This is a genomic window from Bradyrhizobium sp. LA6.8 (assembly GCF_040547935.1).
Taxonomy (GTDB): Bacteria; Pseudomonadota; Alphaproteobacteria; order Rhizobiales; family Xanthobacteraceae; genus Bradyrhizobium; species Bradyrhizobium barranii.
The window spans coordinates 367685-392344 of sequence record NZ_JBEPQQ010000007.1 but is presented as its reverse complement, the minus strand read 5'-3'; the positions used below and the strand labels follow the sequence as shown (position 1 = coordinate 392344).

Genomic DNA, 24660 nt, shown 5'->3' with positions numbered 1-24660 from the left:
CTGCTGCTTCGGGTGTTGATCATGCGCTTCATCGATTACCTGGACAAAGGTGCCTCGCTCGGCGCCGACGCGCCGTGCCTCACCATGGATGGACGCGACCTCAGCTATGGCGAGGTGCAGCGGCTGAGCTACCGCGTCGCGCGCGGGCTCGCGCGATCGGGCATTGCTGCCGGTGAGAAGGTCGCAATCCTCTCCGGCAACGATCCGGTCGCGTTTGCCTGCGTGTTCGGCATTTCCCGCGCAGGCGCGGTCTGGTGCCCGATCAATCCGCGCAACGAGGCGGCCGAAAATCGGCTCATCCTCGAGCAATTCGACTGCAGCCTGCTGTTGTTTCATTCAAGCTTCGCGCCGTTGGTCGAGGCGGTGCGTGCGGAGCTGCCAAAGCTTCGCGCCGTCGTCTGCCTCGATGCTGAGTTGTCCTTCGCGCCCTCGTTCGACAGCTGGCTCGCCGGCCTTGCAGACGACCACTATCAACGCGAGACGATCGACGATCTCGCGATGATTCCGGGCACCGGCGGCACCACCGGCAAGCCGAAGGGGGTCATGCTGTCGGGCCGCAACATCGAGGCGATGACGGCACTGACGCTGATGGGCTATCCCTTCAAGGGCCGCCCGATCTACCTCGCGCTTGCGCCGCTGACCCACGCGGCCGGCGTGCTGTGTTTCCCGATCATGGCGCTCGGCGGCCGCATCGTGATCATGCATCACCCCGACATCGCAGAATTTCTCGATCTGATCGAGCGCTATCACGTCACGCACACCTTCCTGCCGCCGACCGTGATCTACATGCTGCTCGATCATCCGAAGCTCGACTCCGCGAGGCTCGGGTCTCTGCAATGTTTCTGGTACGGCGCGGCGCCGATCTCGGCCGCGCGGCTTGCGGAAGCGCTCCAGCGTATCGGGCCGATGGCGCAGTTGTTCGGTCAGACCGAAGCGCCGATGATAATCTCGATGATGGCGCCTAGCGAGCATTACAATGCCGACGGCACGATCGCGATGGAGCGTCTCGCCTCGGCCGGGCGGATCAGCCCGCTGGTGCAGGCCGGCATCATGGATAGCGACGGCAATTTGCTGCCGACCGGCGCCCGCGGCGAGATCGTGGTCCGCGGTTCGCTGGTGATGGAGGGCTACTACAAAAATCCCGAGGCTACGGCGGAGGCCTCCGCGCATGGCTGGCACCACACCGGCGACATCGGCTACATCGACGACGATGGCTACCTCTATATCGTCGATCGCGCCAAGGACATGATCATCACCGGCGGGTTCAACGTCTACTCGATCGAGGTCGAGAACGCGCTGCGGGCGCATGAGGCGGTGCAGGATTGCGCCGTGATTGGCCTTTCGGACGAGAAATGGGGTGAGCGGATCGTCGCCGTGGTGCAGCCCCGCGCCGGCCAAAGCGTCGATGCGACGGCGCTGGCGGCCTTCGTCAAGCAGCGGATCGGCAGCGTCAAGACACCGAAGCAGATCGAAGTCTGGGACGATCTGCCGCGCTCCAAGGTCGGCAAGGTGCTGAAGCCGGACATCCGCGCGCGGCTGGCAGGTCGCTCAGGCGACTGAGGCGCATCTTATTGCAGCGCCCATCGCTTCGAAGATATCCGCGAGACGCGCTGACGCGGACATTCGCGCGGGCCTGGAACTCTCATCCGTGTCCGGGCAGGCAAAGGCATGTTTCCGCTTTTCGATGCGCGTTTTGGGTGTCACCATGCTTCTGAACGGACGGGAGGGCCGCCATGCGCTGGTGTGTCTCGGTCGGGGCGGTGCTTGTTGCGGGGGCGATCGTCGGAGGTGACGTTGCCAGCATTGCCGCGCCGAGCCCGAAATCAGGGATAGCCGACGCCAGGCACAGCGCACTGTCCGTCAATGTCGAGCTCGTTATCGCCGTCGACGTCTCCTATTCGATGGATCTGGACGAACTCGCCATTCAGCGCGAGGGCTATGCACAGGCCATCGTCTCGAAAGACTTTCTTCAGGCGCTAAGGGCCCGTCCGGCCAGCAAGGTGGCTCTGACCTATTTCGAGTGGTCGATGTCGGGCGACGACAGGATCATCATTCCGTGGCGCGTGATCGACGGCCCGGAATCGGCGGACGCCGTGGCCGCCGAGATCATGAAAACGCCGATTCGCCGAGGTTCGAGCACCTCGATTTCCGGCGCGATCAATTTCGCAGTGCAGCTGTTCGAAGAGAATCCCTATCGCGGGTCGCGGCGCGTCATCGACATTTCCGGCGATGGGCCGAACAACGACGGAGCCCCCGTCACCGGCGCGCGCGACGCTGCCGTTGAGAAAGGCATCATCATCAACGGCCTGCCGATCATGGTGAAGGAGCCGTCCTATTTGACGACCGATATCGAGAATCTCGATCTCTATTACGAGGACTGCGTGATCGGAGGGCCGGGCGCCTTCATCATGACAATCAAGGATCGCGAAAAATTCCAGGAAGCGATCCGGACCAAGCTTGTTCTCGAAGTTGCGGGCCTCACGCCGGAGGGGAGGATCGTCCCAACCGCCGAGAATGAGCCCCGGGTGTCCTGTCTGGTCGGCGAAGAAAAATGGCGGGAGCGCGGGCGACGGATCATGCGCTAGTTGCCCGTCAGCAAAGCGAACCGACGTCGGTCCATCGCCTCACGCGCCACCAGCCCTGCCGCCTTGCAAAGATCTGGCGCATAGAGTTGGCAGCGCCGTCCCTGCTTCTCGATAGCCTTGTCGATCAACCCCAGCAGTCGTGCGGGGGCCATTCCCGCGGGAGCGGCAATTCGCCCCGTGACGACGTGCTTTTCTATTGCCTCGTGACGGTCGTGATCGAGATCGGGGTCGCGCCAGCAATTCGCGCAGATCATCACGAAGCTCTCGGAATGCGAATAGACGACGGCGTCCTCATCCAGCTCTGCGGTCAAGTCCGCCAGTTGCCGTGCCGAATCCTGTGTGCCGGCGAAGTCGAATAGCTGATAGTTCCGCCGCTCCAGCGTCGCCAAATGTGGAAAAACCGGGACCTGCACCTCACCATACGTGTGATGTGTAATCGGCGCGCCGTCGATCAGGATGACGTCGCCAAAGTCCACGCCGAGCTTCTGGTAGAGCACACTGCGGACGATGCCGTGGCACGGGCTCAACCGTTCGATCCAGATGGTTTCCTCCGCGCCCGGATCGTCCTGATCGGCCGTGCGCTCCGCCAGGGGCCGCTCCGCCAGCTTGACCTTGCATTGAGACAATGAGCATTCCGGCAAGCCAAAGCGCCCGATCTCGATCGCAAGCCCCATGCGCCTCCAGACATCCAGTGCCAGAGAGGCATTCTTTGCGCCGGTGGCGCAGATACCAAGATTCCACTCGTAACTCTCGGTGACTTCGTCCGCGAGGCTGGCTGCGATCTGGTTTGCGGTCGCGCCATCTGCGAATCTGCCGCGTGTCTTGTAGAAAAGACCCAGATTGTAATGGTGGGTGCTGTTTTGCGGATTGAGTTCGGTGAGTTTCCGATAGCTGCTCTCGGCAATCGCATCTTGCTGGCGCGACAGCATTCGCGCCGCAGTGGCCAGACCTTCGAGAATCGGTTCCTGTTCGGGTTGCCCCTCGTGGACCTTGGCCAACCCGCTCAGTTTTTCGACGACCAAACGGAACAATACAATATCGGGCGGCGCTGCATTGAGATCGTCAATGTCACGCGCTGCTTCAAGGCAGAGCCCTACAGTCGAGAGAATCCAGAAGTGCTGATCGTGAGATTGTGCGACCTCTGACAGAACGTCTATCGCGGCTTCTCTTTGCAAGCATCGATCATGGACAACCCGCAGCAATGCCATGGCGGCTTCGGGCTGCCGGGGCTGCGCTTTTCGCAGCGGCATCAGCTTGTGCAACGCGGCCTGTGTTCTTCCCGCCTGAGCTTCCGCAATGGCATCGTGCGCAATCGCCTCGATCTCATCGGATGAGAGCACCGCACTTGGACCGTCCGACGTCATTCTCGATTCTCTTCTCCGAGCACCCGCTTCGGCGTTGAGCTCGATGCTAGGCCGGAACGTCGACGCTTCGCCAGATGGCCCATAAAAAATGCGCGGGCCGCCTTGAGGCATGCCCGCGCATTTGAATTCGCAGATGTCGCGCTAAGCGTGCGTCAGTGCACGCTCACGGCTTGCAGCTCGTTGCTCCAGGCGTTGGCGACCGCGGCTTCGCGGCTGTCGGTCAGCATGATCGGCGTGCCGTCGGCGGCGTGGAGCGCGAAGAGCTTGAGGCCCGGCGCGATCTTTGGCGCTTCGGGAAACAGGCCCGGCACATCCTCGGAGCGGATCTGCTTCACATAGGCGATATGACCTTCGCCGAGAGTTGCCAGCGTCTCGGGCGAGACGTTCTTGGCTTCGTATTCGAACGCAACGTGACCTTCACTCATGGTCTCGACTCCTTCACAGAAACTAAGCGGTCGAGTCCGCTACTCGTTCCATTATTCGTGCTCATTGATAGCGATTGTCTTAACGATCCTCTCCGGTTCAGGCCGGGCAAGATCGACCGACAGCAGCCCGTTCTTCAGATCCGCTCCCAGCACGAGCATCCCCTCCGCCAGCACGAAGGTGCGCTGGAAGTGGCGCGCGGCAATGCCGCGATGGATGTATTGCCGGGACTTGTCGTCCTGCTGCCGCCCGCGAATCACGAGCTGGTTTTCCTCAATGGTTACATCGAGTTGGTCGCGGGTGAATCCGGCGACCGCCAGCGTGATCCGCAGCCGCTCGGGCTGGCCGTCCGACCGGTCGCACCTCTCGATATTGTAGGGAGGATAGCCGTCGGCGCCTTTGACGACGCGGTCGAGCACGCGCTCGATCTCGTCGAAGCCCAGAAGGAACGGACTGGAAAGCGTTGGAACACGAGACATAGTTTACAAAGTCCTCTCGAAGCGACTTTGGCATTTCAGGGCCCGGAAGCGGCGCCCCTTGGTCAGCAATATGGTCATAACCCCTTGGGGGTTCAAGGACGTAGCGGGGGCCTGTGGATTGCCCATTTTCGCGCCTGACCCCGCCCGCGGTCGCGCGGAAGCGCCCAATTCGTCACCGGGAACGCAAATGCTCGGGCAAGCCCGGGCATGACGAATCGGCCGACGATTTATCTCAATGAAATCAAACCCCCGGCTACTGTGCATGGGGTTGTTTTTCGCGATTTTGATCGGCCGGCCCTCGGAACCGCTCAGGCCTCGATCCGCGTCCGTCCGTCGCCGCTGAAAAGGTGCAGCTTCGGCCGTACCGCCGCGACGCGGATCCTCTCACCGATGGCGGGGGCCTCGGTTCCGGGAATGCGGACGATGACCTCGCCGGGCGGCAGCTCGCCGGGGGTGGCGGCAACCCGCTGCTCGTCCTGGGCCCGCGTGCCGTAGACGAAGGTTTCCGCGCCGACGCGCTCGATCGCTTCCACGGTCAGCGGCAGTGCGACACCGCCGGCCGGGGTCTGGTCGGTGATCACGAAGTCTTCAGGGCGGATGCCGAGGATGCCGGCCTCGCCCGCGCCGCCGCCGAGCTGCGATTTGATCTCATCGGCGCGCGTCGACATCAGGTTCATCGGCGGAGCCCCGATGAAGGAGGCGACGAAGGTCGTCGCCGGCTTCTCGTAGATCGCGAGCGGATTGCCGACCTGCTCGACCTGGCCGCCGTTCATGACCACGAGAATGTCGGCGAGCGTCATCGCCTCGAGCTGGTCGTGGGTGACGTAGATCGAGGTCGTGTTGAGCCGGCGCTGCAATTTGCGGATCTCGACGCGCATCGCGATGCGCAGCTTTGCGTCCAGGTTCGACAGCGGCTCGTCGAACAGAAACACTTTCGGCTGGCGCACGATGGCGCGGCCCATGGCGACGCGCTGGCGCTGGCCGCCGGAGAGCTGGCGCGGCTTGCGCTCCAGCATCGGCGCGAGCTCGAGCACGCGCGCGGCTTCCTCGACGCGGGTCTTGACCTCGGCCTCCTTCATGCCGCGGTTGCGCAGGCCGTAGGCCATGTTGTTGAAGACGCTCATATGCGGATAGAGCGCGTAGTTCTGGAACACCATCGCGATGTCGCGATCAGCGGGCTCGATCTGGTTGACGACGCGGCCGCCGATGTCGATCTCGCCGCCGGTGACGGTCTCGAGACCTGCGACCATGCGCAGCAGCGTGGACTTGCCGCACCCGGAGGGACCGACCAGCACGCAGAACTGGCCGTCGCCGACATCGACGTTGACGCCCTTGATGGCCTCGAAGCCGCCGGGATAGGTCTTGCGGACGTTGCGCAGGGTGACGTTAGCCATGAAAACTCATTTCCAAAAACCTACTTCTCGGTCTCGACCAGGCCGCGCACGAACAATTTCTGCATGGCGACGACGACGAACACCGGCGGCAGCATGGCGAGCACGGCGGTGGCCATCACGATCGGCCATTCGGTCAGCGCATCGGTGGTGGTGATCATCTTGCGGATGCCGACCTGGATGGTCTGCATGTCGTCGCGCGTGGTGATCAGCAGCGGCCAGAGATATTGATTCCAGCCGAGGATGAAGAGGATCACGAACAGCGCCGCCATGTTGGTGCGCGACAGCGGTAGCAGCGTGTCCCAGAAGAAGCGCAAGGGGCCGGCGCCGTCGATGCGCGAGGCCTCCAGCAGCTCGTCCGGCACGGTCATGAAGAACTGGCGGAACAGCAGCGTCGCGGTGGCCGACGCGATCAGCGGCAGCGCGAGGCCCGCATAGCTGTCGAGCATGTGCAGATCGGCGACGATCTTGTAGGTCGGGTAGATGCGCACCTCGACCGGCAGCATCAACGTGATGAAGATGATCCAGAAGATCGCCATCCGGAACGGAAAGCGGAAATACACGATCGCATAGGCCGAGATGATCGAGATCGCGATCTTGCCGATCGCGATTGCCAGCGCCATCACCAGCGAGTTCAGCATCATGTTGCCGACGGGCTCGCGGGTCGAGCCGCTCGTGCCGACGAAGATGGTCTTGTAGTAGACCTCGAAGAAATGCCCGCCCGGCAGCAGCGACATCTGCCCGTTCGCGATCAGGGCGTTGTCCTGGGTCGAGGCGACGATCGCGATGTAGACCGGGAATGCGACGATCGCGATCCCGATCCAGAGAATCGCGTGGGCGACGTAGCGCCGAAAGCCCTCTTCTTCGACCATCAGTAGGTCACCTTGCGTTCGACGAAGCGGAACTGGATTCCCGTCAGCACGATGACCATGACCATCAGGATCACCGACTGTGCCGCCGAGCTGCCGAGATTGCCGCCGAGCAGGCCGTCGGAATAGACCTTGTAGACCAGCGTGACCGTCGATGTGCCGGGACCGCCGCGGGTCATGGTGTCGATGATGCCGAAGGTGTCGAAGAAGGCGTAGACGATGTTGACGACCAGCAGGAAGAAGATCGTGGGCGACAGCAGCGGGAAGGTCACGGTCCAGAACCGCCGCATCGGACGGGCGCCGTCGATCGCGGCGGCCTCGAACACGCTTCGGGGGATGGCTTGCAGGCCGGCGAGGAAGAACAGGAAATTATAGGAGATCTGCTTCCACGCCGCGGCGAGGATGATCAGCCCAGCCGCCTGGTTGCCGTCAAGCAGCGGATTCCAGTCGACGCCCAGGTTGCGCAGATAGCGCGACAGCACGCCGAGCGAAGGATGCAGCATGAAGATCCAGAGCACGCCGACCACGGGCGGCGCCACTGCATAGGGCCAGATCAGCAGCGTGCGGTAGAGCATCGAGCCACGCAGCGGCTTGTCGGCCATCACGGCGAGCAAGAGCGCGAAGGACAGCGACGAGACGGCGATGGCGAACGAAAAGACGAACGTACGGACAACCGCCTCGAAATAGGCCGGGTCCTTGAACAGGTCCTGATAATTCTCGAACCAGACGAAGCTTGTCGATAGACCGAAGGCGTCCTGGAGCAGGAAGGATTGGATCACCGCCTGCGCGGCCGGCCAGTAGAAAAAAATCAAGACGATCGCGAGCTGGGGCGCAACCAGCGCGTAGGGCAATAGTTTTGCTTGGAAAATGGCTTGCTTTTGCATGATGTCAGGTGAGCGGCAGGCCGGCTTGCGGCCTGCCGCTCATCGCCTCACTTGACGGCGGTCTTTTCGAACTGGCGCAGCATCGTGTTGCCGCGCTCGACGGCAGCATCCAGCGCCTGCTTGGCGGTCTTCTTGCCGGCCAGCGCCTGCTCGATCTCTTCCGACCAGACGTCACGCAGCTGAACCATGTTGCCGAGGCGCAGACCGCGCGAATTGTCGGTCGGCTCCTTGTTGGTCAGCTCGATCAGCGGGGTCTCGAGATAGGGCTGATCCTTGTAGAAGCCCTCTTCCTTCGCCTTGGCGTAGGCCGCCTTGGTGATCGGCAGATAGCCCGAGGCCTTGTGGATGTAGACCTGGCGATCGGTGTCCGAGAGGAAGGTCAGAAACTTCGCCACGCCCTTGTATTCGTCGGCCGACTTGCCGCCCATGACCCAGAGCGAAGCGCCGCCGATGATCGAGTTCTGCGGCGCGCCCTTGACGTCCGGATAGTATGGCATCGGCACGGCGGTGAAGTTGAACTTGGCCTGCGCCTTGACGTTGCCGAAGAACGCCGACGACGTCAGATAGATCGGGCATTCGCCGGAGGTGAAGCGGCCTTCGCCGGTGTTGGTGCGGCCGGCATAGTCGTAGGTCTTGGTCTTCTGCAGCTCGACCAGGGTTTCGAGATGCTTGATCTGGAGCGGGCCGTTGAACTCCAGCACGGTGTCGAAGCCGTCGAGGCCGTTGGCCTTGCTGGCGAGCGGCACGTTGTGCCAGGCGGAGAGCTGCTCGAGATTGACCCAGGTGACCCAGGAGCCGGAGAAGCCGCAGGTGTCATGACCCGCAGCCTTCAGCTTCTTGGCGGCCTCGAACGTTTCGGGCCAGGTCTTGGGGATCTCGACGTTCGCCTTCTTGAGCTCGTCGAGGTTGACCCACATGACGGTCGACGACGAGTTGAACGGGAACGACAGCATCTCGCCCTTCGAGGTCGAGTAGTAGCCGGTGATGGCGGGCAGGTAGATCTTGGGGTCGAACTTCTCGCCGGCCTCGGCCATCAGCTTGTAGACGGGTTTTACGGCGCCGGTCGCGGCCATCATGGTCGCGGTGCCGACTTCGAACACCTGCATGATGTGCGGGGCGTTGCCGGCGCGGAACGCCGCGATGCCGGCGTTCATCGTATCGGGATAGTTGCCCTTGTAGGTCGGGATCACCTTGTAGTCGGTCTGCGAGGCGTTGAAGTCGGTGGCGAGCTTGACGATGACGTCGTTGTTGGCGCCGGTCATCGCGTGCCACCACTGGATTTCGGTCGCGGCCCACGCCGGCGAAGCGCCCATGCCGATCGTGATCGCAACTGCGGCAGCCGCCCCAAAGTGTCGAAGAGCCATCAAGTAAACCTCCCTTGGCCGTCAAAAAGAAGCGCTTGCGCTAGCAGCGCCATATGACGTTCACATGACTGTGTAAGCGGGAGAAACGAAAGCAGCAAGCGCGGCCAAATGGGAAGCCGTCAAATAGGCGAATGCCGAGCGCGCAGCCTCCTCCGTTCGCGGTGCACATGCGTGCCCGCGCCGCAGTGCGGCATTTGCTCGGGTGAGGCGGCGAGGGCGTTTAGCGCTTGCGCTCGGGGCCGCAGACCGTGCCCTTTTCGACCATCGCGTCGATCTCCGATTTGGAGTAGCCGAACTCGCCCAGCACCTCCTGGGAGTGCTGGCTGAATTTCGGCGGCAGGCGGCGCAGGCTCGGCTTGCTGCGATCGAGCCGGATCGGCGAGGCCACGCCCTTGTACCAGTCCTTCTCGATGACATCGCCGCGGGCGATCGTGTGCGGGTTGGTCAAGGCCTGGTCGATCTTCTGCACGGGACCTGCGGGCAGGCCGGCGGCGAGCAGACGATTGCACAGCGGCTCGGCCTCGTGCTGGCTGAACACGGCGGCGAGCTCGGCCCGCAGCGCCTCGCGATTGGCGATGCGGTCCTTGTTGCGGGCAAAGCGCGGATCGGTGCCGAGCTCGGGCTTGCCGATTTCCTTGGCGAGCTTGCGGAAGGTGCCGTCATTGCCGACGCCGATGAAGATGTCGTCGGTCCTGGTCGGGAAGATCGCGTAAGGCACGAGGTTGGGATGCTCGTTGCCGGTGAGCGACGGCGGCTTGCCGTGCATGAAATAATTCGCGGTGTGCGGATGCATGATGGCAAGGCCGGTTTCGTACAGCGTCGTCTCCAGGAACTGGCCCTGGCCCGAGCGCTGCCGCTCCGACAGCGCCATCAGGATGCCGATCGCCGCATAGAGGCCGGTGGTGATGTCGACCAGCGGCACGCCGATCCGCATCGGTCCGCTCTCGGGCGAACCGGTCGCCGCGATCATGCCGGTCATCGCCTGGATGATGGCGTCATAGCCGGGATTGCCGCCGCGCGGTCCGTCGGCGCCGAAGCCGCAGATCCGGCAATGCACGAGGCGCGGGAATTTCTTGCTGAGCACGTCGTTGCCGATGCCCCATTTCTCCAGCGTGCCCGGCTTGAAATTCTCGATCAGGACGTCGGCGGTCTCCAGCATCTTGAGCAGCACGAGGCGGCCGCCCTCGGAGGCGAGGTCGAGGCCGATCGAGCGCTTGTTACGGTTGATGCCGATGAAATAGGCCGCGTCTTCCTCGTGGAACGGAGGGCCCCAGTCGCGCACCTCGTCGCCGGCCGGCGGCTCGACCTTGATCACGTCGGCGCCGTGGTCGGCGAGGATCTGGGTGCAGTAGGGACCGCCGAGCACGCGCGTGAGATCGATGACGCGCAGTCCGCTCATTGCGCCCAAAACGGCTTCAGTCATGCCTTCGCTTCCCCTGTGTCGATCATTGATCACAGGCCTAGCGAGGTTTTTTTGCGCCAGCAATGGCTTGGTGCGTAGGGGCGTATGCGGTGCCGCTGCGCCATCCCGCAACGTGGCAAATCAAGCGGAAGCGGCCGGCCCGAGGGGGATCTCGGGCCAGCCAATCCGCCGTTTGATCAGACGACCGTCAGGCGAACGTCGACATTGCCGCGCGTGGCATTGGAGTAGGGGCACACCTGGTGGGCCTTCTCGACCAGCGCCTCGGCTTCCGCGCGGGCGAGGCCCGGCAGCGAGACGGCGAGATCGATGTCGAGACCGAAGCCGCCGGCCGAGCGCGGGCCGATGCCAACGGTGGAGGTGACCGAGGCGTCAGCCGGAACCTTCGGGCCGCCCTGCGAGGCCACGAACTTCATCGCGCCGATGAAGCAGGCGGCATAGCCGGCCGCAAACAGCTGCTCGGGATTGTTGCCGGCGCCGCCGCCGCCGCCGAGTTCCTTCGGCGTGGTGAGCTTGACGTCGAGCGCGCCGTCGAGGGTCGCGGCATGGCCGTCGCGGCCGCCGGTGGCTTTGGCGCTGGTCTTGTACAGGACGTTTACCGACATTTTCGTCTCCTCAGGTCTTCGGGTTGGGGTGGAACCTACATCGCAAACAATTAGATTGCGCGCAATTGAAATTTGCATGCCTCACATTTAATTGTTCGCAATTGAATGTACGGCCGCCCGGTCCCAGAATGGAGGAAACCGCGTGAGATTCTCGATGCCCCGGAAATTATCGGCGCTGGACCCGCAGCGCCTCGACAATCAGATCTGCTTCGCGGTCTATTCGGCCGCGCATGCCTTCAACCGGGTCTACAAGCCGCTGCTGGACCGGCTCGGGCTGACCTATCCGCAATATCTGGTGATGCTGGTGCTGTGGGAGCGCGACGACGTGCCGGTCAAGGACATCGGCGAAAAGCTGTTCCTGGATTCGGGCACGCTGACGCCGCTGCTCAAGCGCCTCGAGGCCGCCCACCTCGTCAAGCGCACGCGCTCGCGCGAGGACGAACGTCAGGTGCTGATCGCGCTGACCCCGCAGGGCCACGCCTTGAAGGAAAAAGCGCGCGCCGTGCCGCAGTCGATCCTGGCGGCGTCGGACTGCTCGGTCTCGGAACTGGTCGCGATGAAGGACGAGATCGTGGCGCTGCGGGATCGGTTGAATGCGGTGATCGGGGAGTAGGGGGGCTAGAGGCTAGGACAGCCGCTTCTTCGTGAAGGCGCGGCCGGAGTGGGACTTCAGGTACTTCTCAAATTCGAGCGCTTTGTACTTGTCGGGGAACGCGCAGTACCAGATCAGCTTCCACGGTCTGAACTTGGCGGTATGGGTGGATCTGCCCGCATTGTGCTCCGGAACCCGGCGCTTCAAATCCTCCGTGGCCCCAACGTATTCCTCCTCGGGAAATTCGACGCTGCGGAGGATGTAGACGTACCACATTGACGGAGATCGCCTGGGGTAGTCGTTAGGTGGGGGTCTCATCAGTCCGTCTTCGCCCTACGGGCTTCGCCGGACACCACGCTTCGCCCTCCGAGCTCCGCGCGGCTGCGCCACGCGTAGCCCGGAGGGCGAAGCGTGGTGGAGCCAGGCGGGATCGAACCGCCGACCTCTTGCATGCCATGCAAGCGCTCTCCCAGCTGAGCTATGGCCCCTTAGTCTTCCAGTTGGGAGGATCCTGGTGGATCACTCCCGTCCGGCGAGCCTGGTGACTCGCGCGGTGCACCCTTTTTCACAGATCAGGGCTGATCTCAAGTCTCTTCATCACCCCCGACATCACCAATGATGTCGGTAACGTCCTCATCGCCCTCTTCGTCGTCGGCGATAAAGGTCGAATCATCGTCGTCATCGTCCTCGATGGTCTCGTCGACCTCGATATCGTCCTCGGATTCGGGCACCGCGGCCTTGACCTTGCCGGTGTTTTCCTCGGCGTCGGCCTCCTCGAGCGAGACCTCTTCGACTTCTGCCGGCTCCGGCGTGGTGTCGGCAGCCGGCGTGTGGCGAGGTTCGGCGCCGCGAGTCGCGCGGGCCGGCGCCAAAGGCGCGATCGGGACGACTTCGCCGGTATAGGGCGAGATCACCGGATTCTTGTTGAGGTCATAGAACTTCTTGCCCGTGGTCGGGCAAATACGTTTGGTTCCGAGTTCGGACTTGGCCACGGCAGGAATCCTGGGAATGTCTGAAAAGCGGTGTTTCACTTGGCTAGTTGGCGGCCCGCTGTCAATAGCGCATTACGGGAGAAAGACATGCCCGTGACGGCGGGCAGACCTTGTGGTACCTGCCCCGCGAGCCCCGCAGGGACGTTTCGGGCCTATCCAAGGACACAAACTTGACTGATTCAGACAAGCCGACGCCGCTTCAGTCGCGCGCAAGCGGTCCCCTGACCGGGAAAGTACGGGTCCCCGGGGACAAGTCGATCTCCCACCGCGCCCTCATCCTGGGCGCGCTCGCGGTCGGCGAGACCCGGATTTCGGGCTTGCTCGAGGGCGAGGACGTCCTCAACACCGCAAAATCGATGCAGTCGCTGGGCGCCAGGGTCGAGCGCACCGGCGATTTCGCCTGGAAGGTGAACGGCGTCGGCGTCGCCGGCTTTGCCGAGCCCAGGGCGCCGCTTGATTTCGGCAACTCCGGCACCGGCTGCCGGCTCGTCATGGGCGCCGTCGCCGGCTGCCCGATTTCGGCGGTTTTCGACGGCGATGCCTCGCTGCGCAGCCGCCCCATGCGCCGGATCCTCGATCCGCTCGAGAAGATGGGCGCCAAAGTGGTGTCCGGCAGCGAGGGCGGCCGTCTGCCGCTGACCGTCCAGGGCGCGCGCGATCCGCTGCCGATCACCTACAAGACCCCGGTCGCCTCGGCCCAGATCAAATCCGCCGTGCTGCTGGCGGGCCTGGCCGCGCCCGGCACCACGACGGTGATCGAGACCGAGGCCAGCCGCGACCATACCGAGCTGATGCTGAAGCACTTTGGCGCCGACATCACTTCCGCGCAGGAGGGTCAGCACGGCCGCCGCATCACGCTGGTGGGTCAGCCCGAGCTGCACGGCGCCACCGTCGTGGTGCCCGCCGATCCCTCCTCTGCCGCCTTCCCAATCGTTGCCGCGCTGATCGTCGAAGGTTCTGATGTCGTCCTGTCCGACGTGATGACCAATCCGCTGCGCACCGGCCTGTTCACCACGCTGCGCGAAATGGGTGGTTCGATCGAGGAAAGCGAAGTCCGCGGCGATGCCGGCGAGCCGATGGCGCAGCTGCGCGTGCGCGCGTCGAAACTGCGCGGCGTCGAGGTGCCGCCGGAGCGGGCGCCCTCGATGATCGACGAATATCTCGTGCTGGCGGTGGCGGCTTCCTTCGCCGAGGGCACGACGATCATGCGCGGCCTGCACGAGCTGCGCGTCAAGGAATCCGATCGGCTTGAGGCCACCGCCGACATGCTCCGCGTCAACGGCGTCAAGGTCGAGGTCTCCGGCGACGATCTGATCGTCGAGGGGCGCGGCCACGTTCCGGGCGGCGGCACTGTCGCCACGCACATGGATCATCGCATCGCGATGTCCGCGCTGGTGATGGGCTGTGCCTCCGACCAGCCCGTGACCGTCGACGACACCGCCTTCATCGCCACCAGTTTCCCGGATTTCATTCCGATGATGCGTTCGTTGGGGGCCGAGTTTTCATGATCATCGCGATCGACGGGCCCGCGGCTTCGGGCAAGGGGACGCTCGGCAAGCGCCTCGCCCATCATTACGGCTATCGTCATCTCGATACCGGCGTCATTTATCGCGCGGTGGCCTACGCCGTGATGGAATCCGGTCATGATCTCCGGGACGAGGCGGCTGCGGTGCAGGCTGCGCTGGAGCTTGATCCCGAAAAGTTCGGCAATCCCGCCCTGAAGACCCAGGAGGCCGGCGAGGGCGCCTCGATCGTCTCGGCGATCCCCAGGGTTCGCGAGGTCCTGCTCAATTTCCAGCGGCAATTCGCCGCCGATCCGCCCGGCGCCGTGCTCGACGGCCGGGACATTGGAACCGTGATCTGCCCCCATGCCGACGTGAAGATCTTCGTCGTGGCCGATCCCAGGGTCCGCGCCCACCGCCGGACCATGGAGGCCAAGGCGAGGGGCGAGGAGGCGGACGAGGCGGCGGTGCTCGCTGACATCATCCGGCGCGACGAGCGCGACAAGAACCGGCCGATTGCGCCCTTGAAACCGGCCCCGGATGCTTACTTGCTAGATAACTCCCAACTGGATATAGAAGGCGGCGTCCGGGCCGCCATCGACATTATCGAGGCCGTCCGAGCGGGCCGGTCGCGGGGTTAAGCCGCCGCCGTCATTGGAGGAAGCGCCCGCTCCCGCTCTTTGAGGTCGATAACCCTGGTCCCCTGTTTGGGCCCGGCGCGATCCAGGCTCCGGACCAAGATTTCCACGTATCGAACGCGCGGGCCTCAGCCGGCCCGCCTCCGCTGTTCCGCCTCCATGCCGGAGCAACGAGCGGTCGCTCGAAGGTCTTGCGGACCTTCCGACACTGCGTGTGCGATGCGCCCATGAACCCAACGGCCGGCACGACATCCGCAACTGGAGAACAAATGGCTTCGACTTCTGCTGATACCTATAGCCCGTCGCGCGACGATTTCGCCGCGATGCTCGACGAGTCCTTCGCAGGTGGCAACCTGCAGGAGAGCTCCGTCGTCAAGGGCAAGGTGGTTGCAATTGAAAAAGACATGGCCGTCATCGACGTCGGCCTGAAGACCGAGGGCCGCGTTGCCCTGCGCGAATTTTCCGGCCCCGGCCGTGAGAGCGAGATCAAGGTCGGCGACGAGGTCGAAGTGTTCCTCGATCGCATCGAGAACGCCCTCGGCGAAGCCGTGCTGTCGCGCGACAAGGCGCGCCGCGAGGAGAGCTGGGGCAAGCTCGAGAAGGCCTTCCAGAACAACGAGAAGGTCAACGGCGTCATCTTCAACCAGGTCAAGGGCGGCTTCACCGTCGACCTCGACGGTGCCGTGGCCTTCCTGCCGCGCTCGCAGGTCGACATCCGTCCGATCCGCGACGTTGCGCCGCTGATGAACAACTCGCAGCCGTTCCAGATCCTCAAGATGGATCGCCGCCGCGGTAACATCGTCGTCTCCCGCCGCACGGTGCTGGAAGAGACCCGCGCCGAGCAGCGCCAGGAGCTGGTGCAGAACCTCGAAGAGGGTCAGGTCATCGACGGCGTGGTCAAGAACATCACCGATTACGGTGCGTTCGTTGATCTCGGCGGTATCGACGGTCTGCTGCACGTCACCGACATCGCGTGGCGCCGCGTCAACCACCCGACCGAGGTGCTCTCGATCGGCCAGACCGTGAAGGTCAAGATCATCAAGATCAACCACGAGACGCACCGCATCTCGCTGGGCATGAAGCAGCTGCTGGACGATCCGTGGCAGGGCATCGAAGCCAAGTACCCGCTGGGTGCCCGCTTCACCGGCCGCGTCACCAACATCACCGACTACGGTGCGTTCGTCGAGCTCGAGCCGGGCATCGAAGGCCTGATCCACGTCTCCGAGATGTCGTGGACCAAGAAGAACATGCACCCCGGCAAGATCGTTTCGACCTCGCAGGAAGTCGAAGTGCAGGTGCTGGAAGTCGATTCCGTCAAGCGCCGCATCTCGCTCGGCCTCAAGCAGACCATGCGCAACCCGTGGGAGGTCTTCGTCGAAGGTCACCCGACCGGTTCGGTGGTCGAAGGCGAGGTCAAGAACAAGACCGAGTTCGGTCTGTTCCTGGGCCTCGAGGGCGACGTCGACGGCATGGTCCATCTCTCCGACCTCGACTGGAAGCTTCCGGGCGAGCAGGTGATCGACAACTACAAGAAGGGCGACGTGGTGAAAGCCGTGGTGCTCGATGTGGACGTCGAGAAGGAGCGTATCTCGCTCGGCATCAAGCAGCTCGAAGGCGACCCCTTCGCCGAGCCGGGCGATGTCAAGAAGGGCGCGGTCGTGACCTGCGAAGTGCTCGAAGTGAAGGAAAGCGGCATCGAGGTGAAGATCACCGGTACCGACTTCTCGACCTTCATCAAGCGTTCGGAGCTCGCCCGTGACCGCAACGACCAGCGCGCCGAGCGCTTCGCCGTCGGCGAGAAGGTCGATGCCCGCGTGATCCAGTTCGACAAGAAGGCCCGCAAGGTCCAGGTGTCGATCAAGGCGCTCGAAGTCGCCGAAGAGAAGGAAGCCATCGCGCAGTACGGCTCCTCCGATTCGGGGGCGACGCTCGGTGACATCCTCGGCACCGCGCTCAAGAACCGCGACAAGTAAGCGAAACGCCTGTTTCGCAACCATCAAAGCCCCGGCGCGAGCCGGGGCTTTTTTGTTGAGGCAGCATACTCAACTGTCGTCCCGGGGCGCGCGACTTGTCCGCCGTAGCTCGAAGAGCGAAGGCGGAAGCGCGAGCCAGGGACCCATAACCACAGGATCGAGTTTGGCGAAGACTCGTGGTTGCCAACTCGCGCGACAACTTCTCCCTGGGGGTATGGGTCCCCGCGCCCCGTGCGCAATTGCGCACTAGGCGGGGATGACATCTGAGTGCTTGGCTACCATCCGGGCTACGCCAGCCTTGTTTTCTTCAAATTACGCCGCAATTGATGTATCCAGATAAGTTAATGGTCACGCTGTGACGGCACAACGCGCCCAGCCTTTCATTTGGAGATATTCCGATGTCGCTCGATTCGGACATCATCGTCGATCGCCGCAGGATTCGTCGCAAGCTGACGTTCTGGCGCGTGATGGCTGCGCTGATCGCGATCGCGGCGATCGCGGGCTTCGCGCTGATCGCAACACCCGGTGCGCGCGGCACGTTCGCATCCGCCGGCTCGATCGCGCGGGTCCAGATCGATGGCCTGATCCGCAGCGACTCCGATCGTACCCAGGCGCTGGAGCGACTGGAGAACTCGCAGGCCGCCGCCGTCATCATTCACATCAACTCGCCGGGTGGCACCACCGCCGGCTCCGAGCAGCTTTATGATTCGCTTGTACGGCTGAAGGCGAAGAAGCCGCTCGTCGTCGTGGTCGAAGGCCTCGCCGCGTCCGGCGGTTACATCACCGCGATTGCGAGCGACCACATCATTGCCCAGCAGAGCTCGCTGGTCGGTTCGATCGGCGTGCTGTTCCAGTTTCCCAACGTCACGGAGCTGCTGAAGACCGTCGGTGTGAAGGTCGAGGAGGTGAAATCCTCGCCGCTGAAGGCCGCGCCGAACGGTTTTGAGCCGACCAGCCCCGAGGCACGCGCCGCGCTCGATGCGCTGGTGAAGGATTCCTATGCCTGGTTCAAGGGATTGGTGAAGGAGCGGCGTGGCATGGATGACACGCAGCTCGAAAAAGTCGCCGATGGCCGCGTCTTCACCGGACGCCAGGCGATCGATCTCAAGCTGATCGATCAGCTCGGCGACGAGAAGACCGCCGTGACCTGGCTGGTCGAGCAGAAGGGCGTCAAGAAGGGCCTCACCGTCCGCGATTACAAGCTCCAGCCCCGCTTTGGCGATCTGCCGTTCCTTAAAACGGCTGCTGTCGTCACGCTGGAAGCGCTTGGTTTAGGCTCGATTGCGCATCAGATCGGGCAAACCGGCGTCGCGCAGGCCGTCGATCGGCTCGGAATGGATGGAATGCTGGCCCTGTGGCAGCCGGCTGCGTCAAATTGATGGAACCGGGCGAGCTTCAGGGGCTTTTCCCGTCTGGCGGGTAGCGGGGCAGCCCGCTTTTTTGGCATTTGTCACGCATTTTCCCGACGCTCAACCTTCATTTAGCGTCTTGACAGATCACAGTATTTTCACGGAAATGGTCATCCGCACGCTTCCGGGTCCTATCTCTCGATGATCAAATCCGAACTTGTTCAGCGTATCGCCGAGCACAACCCGCATCTGTACCAGCGGGATGTCGAGAACATTGTGAATGCGATTCTCGAAGAGATCGTAGCGGCTCTCGCGCGCGGTGATCGCGTCGAGTTGCGCGGCTTCGGTGCCTTCTCGGTCAAGCATCGCCCTGCGCGCGCAGGGCGCAATCCGCGCACCGGCGCCCATGTACCCGTCGATCAGAAGAGCGTTCCGTTCTTCAAGACCGGCAAGGAAATGCGCGAACGGCTGAACCGCGACCATCCGGATCCAGGCGCGCCAGACTGAGACCGGCGTCAGGGTTTTCCGCGGTCGCGAGCGATGCGGCCGGAAGCTTGATTCAAGGCGAGCGAAGCGAGATGCGAAAGTTCCTGACCGCGCTGATCGTGATTCCGCTGGGCCTGATCCTGGTGACCTTCGCGGTCGCCAACCGGCATTTCGTCACGGTCTCTTTCGACCCCTTCATTACGAACGACCCGTCATTCTCGGTGACGTTGCCGCTGTTCCTGCTCCTCATCCTGGTGGCTGCCCTCGGGGTCCTCGCGGGCGGCTGCGCTGTCTGGTTCGGCCAGCGGCGCTGGCGCCGCGCGGCGCGCCGGAATGATGTGGAGGCACGGGCTGCCAGGACCGAATTGGCCGATCTGCGGGCCCAGGCGGCCGCAGCGAAGCCCCAGCCCCAGCGCCTCCCCGTTCCCTCCGGGGTGGGCCTTTACGGGCCCATCGGGCGAGACAAGCAGCGCGCGACGTTGTAGAAGCGGCCGCAACCGAAAACCCGGTTTTCCGGCCGCAGACCCGCGGCCTTCATCTGCTTTGAGACCATGTCCCTGCTCGTCAAAATCTGCGGCCTGTCCACGGGCGAGACGCTCGAAACAGCGCTCGACGCCGGCGCCGACATGGTGGGGTTCGTGTTCTTTCCGCCGTCGCCGCGGCACGTCTCTCTGGAGCTTGGCCGTGACCTCGGCCGCCAGGTGAAGCGGCGCGCGCTCAAGATCGCGCTCACGGTCGATGCCGATGACGCCACGCTCGACAACATCATGGACGCGCTGTCGCCGGATATCCTTCAGCTTCACGGCAAGGAGAGCGTCGCACGGCTGCGCGACATCAAGCAGCGGTTCGGCCGCCCGGTAATGAAAGCGGTGCCGGTCGCAACCGCCGCCGATCTCGCAGTGCTGCCTGGCTACGCAGAGGTTGCCGATCGCATCCTGTTCGACGCGCGGGCGCCAAAAGACGCGACACGTCCCGGCGGCCTCGGCGCGGCCTTCGATTGGCATCTGCTCGAAAACCTGGAACTCAAGCTGCCGTATATGGTCTCGGGCGGACTTGATGCCCACAACGTCGCCGAGGCTCTTCGGGTCACGCGCGCCGGCGGCGTCGACGTCTCCTCCGGTGTCGAGAGCGCCTCCGGCGTCAAGGATCCCGAGATGATCAAGGCCTTCATTCGCGCCGCGCGCGCCACCCAAGATGCAAGTCAAGAGTTGAGCGTTCGATGAACATCGCCAAACCAAATTCCTACCGCAGCGGTCCCGACGAGCGCGGGCACTTCGGCGTTTTCGGCGGCCGCTTCGTCGCCGAAACCCTGATGCCGCTGATCCTCGATCTGGAGAAGGCCTACACCGCGGCCAAGGCCGATCCGGCCTTCCAGGCCGAGATGAACGGCTATCTCAAGAACTATGTCGGCCGGCCCTCGCCGCTCTATTTCGCCGAGCGCCTCACCGAGCAGCTCGGCGGCGCCAAGATTTACCTGAAGCGCGAAGAGCTCAACCACACCGGTTCGCACAAGGTGAACAACGTGCTCGGCCAGATCATGCTGGCGCGGCGCATGGGCAAGAAGCGCATCATCGCCGAGACCGGCGCCGGCCAGCACGGCGTTGCTACCGCGACGCTGTGCGCGCGCTTCGGCCTCGAATGCGTGGTCTATATGGGCGCCGTCGACGTCGAGCGGCAGCAGCCCAACGTCATCCGCATGGAGATGCTGGGCGCGACGGTGGTCCCCGTGCAGTCGGGCACGCGCACGCTGAAGGACGCCATGAACGAGGCGCTGCGCGACTGGGTCACCAACGTGCACAACACGTTCTATTGCATCGGCACGGTGGCGGGCCCGCATCCCTACCCGACGCTGGTGCGCGACTTCCAGTCGATCATCGGCAACGAGACCAAGACGCAGATGCAGGAGGTCGAGGGACGCCTGCCGGATTCGCTGGTCGCCTGCATCGGCGGTGGCTCGAATGCGATGGGCCTGTTTCATCCGTTCCTCGACGATCCCTCCGTCGAAATTTTTGGCGTCGAAGCCGCCGGCCATGGGCTCACGCAATTGCATGCGGCCTCGATCGCGGGCGGCCGTCCCGGCGTTCTGCACGGCAACCGCACTTATCTCTTGATGGATGCGGACGGCCAGATCCAGGACGCGCATTCGATCTCCGCCGGCCTCGACTATCCCGGCATCGGTCCCGAGCATTCCTGGCTGCACGAGATCGGCCGCGTCAACTATCTCTCCGCGACCGACGACGAGGCGCTCGCAGCATTCCAATTGCTGTCGCGGCTGGAAGGCATCATCCCCGCGCTCGAGCCCGCGCATGCCATCGCCAAGGTGATGGAGCTCGCGCCGAAGCGGCCGAGAGATCACCTGATGGTCGTCAATCTCTCCGGCCGCGGCGACAAGGACGTCCCGCAGGTCGGCGACATCCTGAGGGGCAAGAGCAAGTGACCACGCGTATCGACACCCGTTTCGCCGAGCTGAAGAAAGCGGGCCGCTCGGCCTTCGTCACCTATGTGATGGCCGGCGATCCCGATCTCGCGACGTCGCTCGATATCGTCAAGGCGCTGCCCAAGGCAGGCGCCGACGTCATCGAGCTCGGCATTCCCTTCACCGATCCGATGGCGGATGGTCCCTCGATTCAGGCTGCAGGTCTGCGCGCGCTCAAGAACGGCATGACCTTGAAGAAGACGCTGGAATTGGTGCGCGACTTCCGCAAGGACGACAACGTCACGCCGCTGGTGCTGATGGGCTATTACAATCCGATCTACATTTACGGCGTCGACAAGTTTTTGGCCGACGCCAAGACGGCCGGCGTTGACGGCCTGATCATCGTCGATTTGCCGCCGGAGGAAGACGACGAGCTCTGCATTCCCGCGCTGAAGGCGGGCCTGAACTTCATTCGCCTCGCGACCCCGACCACGGACGACAAGCGCCTGCCCGCGGTGCTCGCGAACACATCAGGCTTTGTCTATTACGTCTCTATCGCCGGCATCACCGGTGCCGCGGCGGCGGACGCGAATGCCGTCGGTGAAGCCGTCGCGCGCATCAAGCGGCATACCAAGCTGCCGATCTGCGTTGGTTTTGGCATCCGCACGCCAGAGGCGGCGCGCGCCATTGCCGAGAAGGCCGATGGTTCGGTGGTCGGCACGGCACTGGTCGATGCACTCAAGAACAGCCTCGATGCCGAGGGTCGCGCGACCGCCAAAACCGTTAACGCGGTAGCCGAGCTGACCGCGGCCCTGGCCCAGGGCGTCAAGGGCGCGAAACAGGCGGCCGAATAGGCCATAATTCCGCTTTGGGGGCGGGCGAACACGGCGGCTTGCCGGGCAGAGGCCCGGCCGCCATATATCCTTCAGGCAGCCCTTTCGCGGGGCTCGCACATCGGAGCAAACCATGAACTGGCTTACCAATGTGGTCCGGCCGAAGATCCGCAACATGCTGCGGCGGGAGACGCCGGAGAATCTGTGGATCAAGTGTCCGGATTCCGGGCAGCTCGTGTTCTACAAGGACGTCGAGGCCAACCAGTTCGTCATCCCCGGCTCGAACTACCACATGCGCATGGGCGCGGTGGCGCGTCTGAAGTCGATCTTCGACAACGAGACCTGGTACGATGTCGCGCTGCCCGACGTCACGCCCGATCCGCTCAAGTTCCGTGACGAGAAAAAGTATGTCGACCGCATCAAGGATGCCCGCGCGCGCACCAATCTGAACGACGCGATCAAGGTCGGCTATGGCAAGCTCGAAGGTGCCGCCGTCGTCGTTGCCGTGCAGGATTTCGATTTCATGGGCGGCTCGCTCGGCATGGCCGCGGGCGAAGCCATCGTGCGCGGGCTGGAGCTCGCGGTCGAGAAGAAGTCGCCGTTCATCGTGTTCGCCGCATCCGGCGGCGCGCGCATGCAGGAAGGCATCCTGTCGCTGATGCAGATGCCGCGCACCACGGTTGCGGTGCAGATGCTGCGCGAAGCAAAACAGCCCTACATCGTCGTGCTGACCAACCCAACCACCGGCGGCGTCACCGCGTCCTACGCGATGTTGGGTGACGTGCAGATCGCCGAGCCCGGCGCGCTGATCGGTTTCGCCGGCGCGCGCGTGATCGAGCAGACCATCCGCGAGAAATTGCCGGAAGGCTTCCAGCGTGCCGAATATCTGAAGGATCACGGCATGGTCGACATGGTCGTGCATCGTCACGAACTGCGCCCGACCCTGGCGCGGCTGTGCCGCCTGCTGACCAGGGCGCCGGCGCAGGAAGGCGCATCGAAATCGGTGCAGCCGGTCGTCAGTCCGGCGCAGATCGTCTCGGCCGCCGAGACGGCGCCGGCCGCGCCGCACGCGTGAACGCGTCCTCTGACAGCGCAAAGCCGCCGCTCGGTGAATTGATCGGGCGGCTGTCGGCCCTGCACCAGAAGCGCATCGATCTCGGGCTGGAGCGGATGCACCGCCTGCTCGAGCGGCTCGACCACCCCGAACGCAAGCTGCCGCCGGTGATCCACATCGCCGGCACCAACGGCAAGGGCTCGACGCTCGCTTATCTGCGCGCGACGCTGGAGGCCGCCGGCCTGCGTGTTCACGCCTACACCTCGCCCTATCTCGTCCGCATCAACGAATGTTTTCGCCTGGGCCGCGTCGGCGGTGGCGTGCTGGTCGGCGACGATGAGTTGCGCGCGGCGCTGGAAGAGGTCGAGCGGGTCAATGCCGGCGAAGGTGCAACCGTGTTCGAGCTGAAGACCGCGGCTGCCTTCCATCTGTTCGCGCAGAACCCCGCCGATGTCATGCTGCTCGAAGTCGGCCTCGGCGGCCGGCTCGATTCGACCAATGTGATTGATACGCCGGCGGCGTGCGTGATCACACCGATCAGCATGGATCATATGGATTTCCTCGGCGATACGCTGACCTCCATCGCCGGCGAGAAGGCCGCGATCATCAAGCGCGGCGTGCCCGTGATTTGCGCCGAGCAGACGGGCGAGGCGATGGCCGTGATCGAGGCGCAGGCCAGGCGCATGCGCGCGCCGCTGTTCGCCGCGAACGAAAGCTGGCACGTCAATGTCGAGCATGGACGCCTGGTCTATTCCGACGATCGCGGCCTGATGGATCTGGCGGCGCCGCGCCTGTTTGGCCGCCACCAGTTCGACAATGCGGGCCTTGCGATCGCGACGCTGCGTGCGATCCCGAGTTTCAAGGTCAACCAGGCGGCCTTCGAGGCAGGCATCGTCGGCGCGGAATGGCCGGCGCGGATGCAGCGCATCACCTCGGGCGAGCTGCTTGCGCTCGGACCGCAGGGCTCGGAGATCTGGCTCGACGGTGGCCACAACGCCGAAGGCGGGCGCGTCGCGGCGGCTGCGCTCGGCGATCTCGAAGAGCGGGTCTCGCGTCCGCTGGTTGTGATCGCGGGCATGATGGCCAACAAGGACGCGCAAGGTTTTCTCGCCAATTTCGCTGGCCTGACCCGTCACATCATCGCGGTGCCGATCCCCGATACCGAAAATGCGATGCCGGTCGATCGCCTCGCGGATGCCGCGCGCAGCCTCGGCATGCGCGTCGAGACCGCGCCCGGCGTCGAAGCCGCGCTGCGCGGCTTGGCGAAGCTCGCTTACGAGGTGCCACCGCGCATCCTGATCACCGGCTCGCTTTATCTTGCCGGCCACGTGCTCGGCGTCAACGGCACGCCTCCTGCATAGTCTCTTGTCCCGGACGCGCTGCAACGCGTAAGCGTTGCTGCGCAGAGCCGGCACCCAGAGGCCACATGGGCCCCGGCTCT

At 64.0% G+C, this 24660-nt stretch carries 25 protein-coding genes and 1 tRNA gene; 14 read left to right on the top strand and 12 right to left on the bottom strand.

What is annotated here, in order from left to right:
* Nucleotides 1–21: 21 nt before the first annotated feature.
* Both ABIA90_RS31045 and ABIA90_RS31040 read left to right on the top strand, forming a co-directional pair.
* Nucleotides 22–1560 (top strand): AMP-binding protein, encoded by a 1539-nt coding sequence (locus ABIA90_RS31045; RefSeq protein WP_354119165.1) that lies wholly within the window; start codon nt 22–24, stop codon nt 1558–1560.
* A gap of 173 nt (nt 1561–1733) precedes the next feature.
* Nucleotides 1734–2585 (top strand): DUF1194 domain-containing protein, encoded by an 852-nt coding sequence (locus ABIA90_RS31040; protein WP_354119164.1) that lies wholly within the window; start codon nt 1734–1736, stop codon nt 2583–2585.
* Here the strand turns inward: ABIA90_RS31040 and ABIA90_RS31035 are convergent.
* The 9 genes from ABIA90_RS31035 to ABIA90_RS30995 form a co-directional block, all read right to left on the bottom strand.
* On the bottom strand, nt 2582–3949 hold the full coding sequence (locus tag ABIA90_RS31035; protein ID WP_354119163.1) for a tetratricopeptide repeat protein: 1368 nt from the start codon (nt 3947–3949) through the stop codon (nt 2582–2584). The genes ABIA90_RS31040 and ABIA90_RS31035 overlap by 4 nt on opposite strands.
* A gap of 152 nt (nt 3950–4101) precedes the next feature.
* A complete protein-coding gene (locus ABIA90_RS31030) occupies nt 4102–4374 on the bottom strand; it encodes a BQ00720 family protein (protein WP_011083553.1) in 273 nt (90 codons plus the stop codon).
* Between the two features lie 51 nt (nt 4375–4425).
* Entirely contained in the window at nt 4426–4851 is a 426-nt protein-coding gene (locus ABIA90_RS31025) for an Hsp20 family protein (RefSeq protein ID WP_018645065.1), read from the bottom strand.
* A 308-nt stretch (nt 4852–5159) separates the two neighbouring features.
* On the bottom strand, nt 5160–6245 hold the full coding sequence (locus tag ABIA90_RS31020) for a sn-glycerol-3-phosphate import ATP-binding protein UgpC (RefSeq protein WP_354119162.1): 1086 nt from the start codon (nt 6243–6245) through the stop codon (nt 5160–5162).
* Between the two features lie 20 nt (nt 6246–6265).
* A complete protein-coding gene (ugpE, locus tag ABIA90_RS31015) occupies nt 6266–7114 on the bottom strand; it encodes a sn-glycerol-3-phosphate ABC transporter permease UgpE (protein ID WP_063980180.1) in 849 nt (282 codons plus the stop codon).
* The gene (gene ugpA / locus ABIA90_RS31010; RefSeq protein WP_063980179.1) at nt 7114–7995 is read right to left on the bottom strand and encodes a sn-glycerol-3-phosphate ABC transporter permease UgpA; all 882 of its coding nucleotides are present in this window, start codon (nt 7993–7995) and stop codon (nt 7114–7116) included. The genes ugpE and ugpA overlap by 1 nt, the downstream gene beginning before the upstream one ends.
* 47 nt (nt 7996–8042) lie before the next feature.
* The gene (gene ugpB, locus ABIA90_RS31005) at nt 8043–9359 is read right to left on the bottom strand and encodes a sn-glycerol-3-phosphate ABC transporter substrate-binding protein UgpB (RefSeq protein ID WP_354119161.1); all 1317 of its coding nucleotides are present in this window, start codon (nt 9357–9359) and stop codon (nt 8043–8045) included.
* Nucleotides 9360–9579: 220 nt separating this feature from the next.
* The gene (locus ABIA90_RS31000) at nt 9580–10782 is read right to left on the bottom strand and encodes a CaiB/BaiF CoA transferase family protein (protein WP_354119160.1); all 1203 of its coding nucleotides are present in this window, start codon (nt 10780–10782) and stop codon (nt 9580–9582) included.
* A gap of 176 nt (nt 10783–10958) precedes the next feature.
* Nucleotides 10959–11384 (bottom strand): organic hydroperoxide resistance protein, encoded by a 426-nt coding sequence (locus tag ABIA90_RS30995; protein WP_014490914.1) that lies wholly within the window; start codon nt 11382–11384, stop codon nt 10959–10961.
* Nucleotides 11385–11538: 154 nt separating this feature from the next.
* Between ABIA90_RS30995 and ABIA90_RS30990 the strand changes: the two genes are divergently transcribed.
* Complete coding sequence (locus ABIA90_RS30990) at nt 11539–11997, top strand: MarR family winged helix-turn-helix transcriptional regulator (protein ID WP_014490915.1); 459 nt, start codon at nt 11539–11541, stop codon at nt 11995–11997.
* Nucleotides 11998–12009: 12 nt separating this feature from the next.
* Here ABIA90_RS30990 and ABIA90_RS30985 read toward each other — a convergent pair whose 3' ends face one another.
* The 3 genes from ABIA90_RS30985 to ABIA90_RS30975 all read right to left on the bottom strand — a co-directional run bounded on the left by ABIA90_RS30985 (nt 12010) and on the right by ABIA90_RS30975 (nt 12968).
* Nucleotides 12010–12252, bottom strand: a complete 243-nt coding sequence (locus ABIA90_RS30985) for a GIY-YIG nuclease family protein (RefSeq protein WP_247306152.1) — start codon at nt 12250–12252, stop codon at nt 12010–12012.
* A 136-nt stretch (nt 12253–12388) separates the two neighbouring features.
* Nucleotides 12389–12464, bottom strand: a tRNA-Ala gene (locus ABIA90_RS30980).
* 96 nt (nt 12465–12560) lie between these two features.
* A complete protein-coding gene (locus ABIA90_RS30975; RefSeq protein ID WP_354119159.1) occupies nt 12561–12968 on the bottom strand; it encodes a TIGR02300 family protein in 408 nt (135 codons plus the stop codon).
* Nucleotides 12969–13138: 170 nt separating this feature from the next.
* Here ABIA90_RS30975 and aroA point away from each other — a divergent pair, with 170 nt between their 5' ends.
* From aroA to ABIA90_RS30920, 11 genes are all read left to right on the top strand, one after another.
* Nucleotides 13139–14476, top strand: a complete 1338-nt coding sequence (gene aroA, locus ABIA90_RS30970) for a 3-phosphoshikimate 1-carboxyvinyltransferase (protein ID WP_354119158.1) — start codon at nt 13139–13141, stop codon at nt 14474–14476.
* Complete coding sequence (cmk, locus tag ABIA90_RS30965; protein WP_028149796.1) at nt 14473–15111, top strand: (d)CMP kinase; 639 nt, start codon at nt 14473–14475, stop codon at nt 15109–15111. The genes aroA and cmk overlap by 4 nt, the downstream gene beginning before the upstream one ends.
* A 266-nt stretch (nt 15112–15377) precedes the next feature.
* A complete protein-coding gene (gene rpsA, locus ABIA90_RS30960) occupies nt 15378–17081 on the top strand; it encodes a 30S ribosomal protein S1 (RefSeq protein WP_071908897.1) in 1704 nt (567 codons plus the stop codon).
* A 398-nt stretch (nt 17082–17479) separates the two neighbouring features.
* Complete coding sequence (gene sppA, locus ABIA90_RS30955; protein ID WP_028149797.1) at nt 17480–18460, top strand: signal peptide peptidase SppA; 981 nt, start codon at nt 17480–17482, stop codon at nt 18458–18460.
* Nucleotides 18461–18631: 171 nt separating this feature from the next.
* Nucleotides 18632–18937, top strand: coding sequence for an integration host factor subunit beta (locus ABIA90_RS30950; protein ID WP_007598410.1), 306 nt, complete (start codon nt 18632–18634; stop codon nt 18935–18937).
* 71 nt (nt 18938–19008) lie between these two features.
* Complete coding sequence (locus ABIA90_RS30945; protein WP_354119157.1) at nt 19009–19401, top strand: lipopolysaccharide assembly protein LapA domain-containing protein; 393 nt, start codon at nt 19009–19011, stop codon at nt 19399–19401.
* Between the two features lie 66 nt (nt 19402–19467).
* On the top strand, nt 19468–20139 hold the full coding sequence (locus ABIA90_RS30940) for a phosphoribosylanthranilate isomerase (RefSeq protein ID WP_354119156.1): 672 nt from the start codon (nt 19468–19470) through the stop codon (nt 20137–20139).
* Complete coding sequence (gene trpB, locus ABIA90_RS30935; RefSeq protein ID WP_354119155.1) at nt 20136–21353, top strand: tryptophan synthase subunit beta; 1218 nt, start codon at nt 20136–20138, stop codon at nt 21351–21353. Before ABIA90_RS30940 ends, trpB begins: the two co-directional genes overlap by 4 nt.
* Nucleotides 21350–22186, top strand: a complete 837-nt coding sequence (gene trpA / locus ABIA90_RS30930) for a tryptophan synthase subunit alpha (RefSeq protein ID WP_354119154.1) — start codon at nt 21350–21352, stop codon at nt 22184–22186. The genes trpB and trpA overlap by 4 nt, the downstream gene beginning before the upstream one ends.
* Nucleotides 22187–22298: 112 nt before the next feature.
* Nucleotides 22299–23240: an acetyl-CoA carboxylase, carboxyltransferase subunit beta gene (gene accD, locus ABIA90_RS30925; RefSeq protein ID WP_063980168.1), complete on the top strand. Its 942-nt coding sequence runs from the start codon at nt 22299–22301 to the stop codon at nt 23238–23240.
* Nucleotides 23237–24580 carry a bifunctional folylpolyglutamate synthase/dihydrofolate synthase gene (locus ABIA90_RS30920; RefSeq protein WP_354119153.1) on the top strand — a complete coding sequence of 448 codons (1344 nt, stop codon included), beginning with the start codon at nt 23237–23239 and terminating at the stop codon, nt 24578–24580. Before accD ends, ABIA90_RS30920 begins: the two co-directional genes overlap by 4 nt.
* Nucleotides 24581–24660: the final 80 nt, after the last annotated feature.

Excerpts from the sequence above, each read along its gene's own strand:
- ABIA90_RS31030 (WP_011083553.1), bottom strand. The coding sequence starts at position 4,374 with ATGAGTGAAGGTCACGTTGCGTTCGAATACGAAGCCAAGAACGTCTCG.
- ABIA90_RS31020 (WP_354119162.1), bottom strand. The coding sequence starts at position 6,245 with ATGGCTAACGTCACCCTGCGCAACGTCCGCAAGACCTATCCCGGCGGC.
- ugpA (WP_063980179.1), bottom strand. The coding sequence starts at position 7,995 with ATGCAAAAGCAAGCCATTTTCCAAGCAAAACTATTGCCCTACGCGCTG.
- ABIA90_RS31045 (WP_354119165.1), top strand. The coding sequence starts at position 22 with ATGCGCTTCATCGATTACCTGGACAAAGGTGCCTCGCTCGGCGCCGAC.
- ABIA90_RS30945 (WP_354119157.1), top strand. The coding sequence starts at position 19,009 with ATGCGAAAGTTCCTGACCGCGCTGATCGTGATTCCGCTGGGCCTGATC.
- ugpE (WP_063980180.1), bottom strand. The coding sequence starts at position 7,114 with ATGGTCGAAGAAGAGGGCTTTCGGCGCTACGTCGCCCACGCGATTCTC.
- ABIA90_RS31040 (WP_354119164.1), top strand. The coding sequence starts at position 1,734 with ATGCGCTGGTGTGTCTCGGTCGGGGCGGTGCTTGTTGCGGGGGCGATC.
- ABIA90_RS31035 (WP_354119163.1), bottom strand. The coding sequence starts at position 3,949 with ATGACGTCGGACGGTCCAAGTGCGGTGCTCTCATCCGATGAGATCGAG.
- ABIA90_RS31025 (WP_018645065.1), bottom strand. The coding sequence starts at position 4,851 with ATGTCTCGTGTTCCAACGCTTTCCAGTCCGTTCCTTCTGGGCTTCGAC.
- trpB (WP_354119155.1), top strand. The coding sequence starts at position 20,136 with ATGAACATCGCCAAACCAAATTCCTACCGCAGCGGTCCCGACGAGCGC.
- ABIA90_RS30950 (WP_007598410.1), top strand. The coding sequence starts at position 18,632 with ATGATCAAATCCGAACTTGTTCAGCGTATCGCCGAGCACAACCCGCAT.
- ABIA90_RS30940 (WP_354119156.1), top strand. The coding sequence starts at position 19,468 with ATGTCCCTGCTCGTCAAAATCTGCGGCCTGTCCACGGGCGAGACGCTC.
- ugpB (WP_354119161.1), bottom strand. The coding sequence starts at position 9,359 with ATGGCTCTTCGACACTTTGGGGCGGCTGCCGCAGTTGCGATCACGATC.
- sppA (WP_028149797.1), top strand. The coding sequence starts at position 17,480 with ATGTCGCTCGATTCGGACATCATCGTCGATCGCCGCAGGATTCGTCGC.
- ABIA90_RS30995 (WP_014490914.1), bottom strand. The coding sequence starts at position 11,384 with ATGTCGGTAAACGTCCTGTACAAGACCAGCGCCAAAGCCACCGGCGGC.
- ABIA90_RS30985 (WP_247306152.1), bottom strand. The coding sequence starts at position 12,252 with ATGTGGTACGTCTACATCCTCCGCAGCGTCGAATTTCCCGAGGAGGAA.
- rpsA (WP_071908897.1), top strand. The coding sequence starts at position 15,378 with ATGGCTTCGACTTCTGCTGATACCTATAGCCCGTCGCGCGACGATTTC.
- ABIA90_RS31000 (WP_354119160.1), bottom strand. The coding sequence starts at position 10,782 with ATGACTGAAGCCGTTTTGGGCGCAATGAGCGGACTGCGCGTCATCGAT.
- accD (WP_063980168.1), top strand. The coding sequence starts at position 22,299 with ATGAACTGGCTTACCAATGTGGTCCGGCCGAAGATCCGCAACATGCTG.
- ABIA90_RS30990 (WP_014490915.1), top strand. The coding sequence starts at position 11,539 with ATGCCCCGGAAATTATCGGCGCTGGACCCGCAGCGCCTCGACAATCAG.
- cmk (WP_028149796.1), top strand. The coding sequence starts at position 14,473 with ATGATCATCGCGATCGACGGGCCCGCGGCTTCGGGCAAGGGGACGCTC.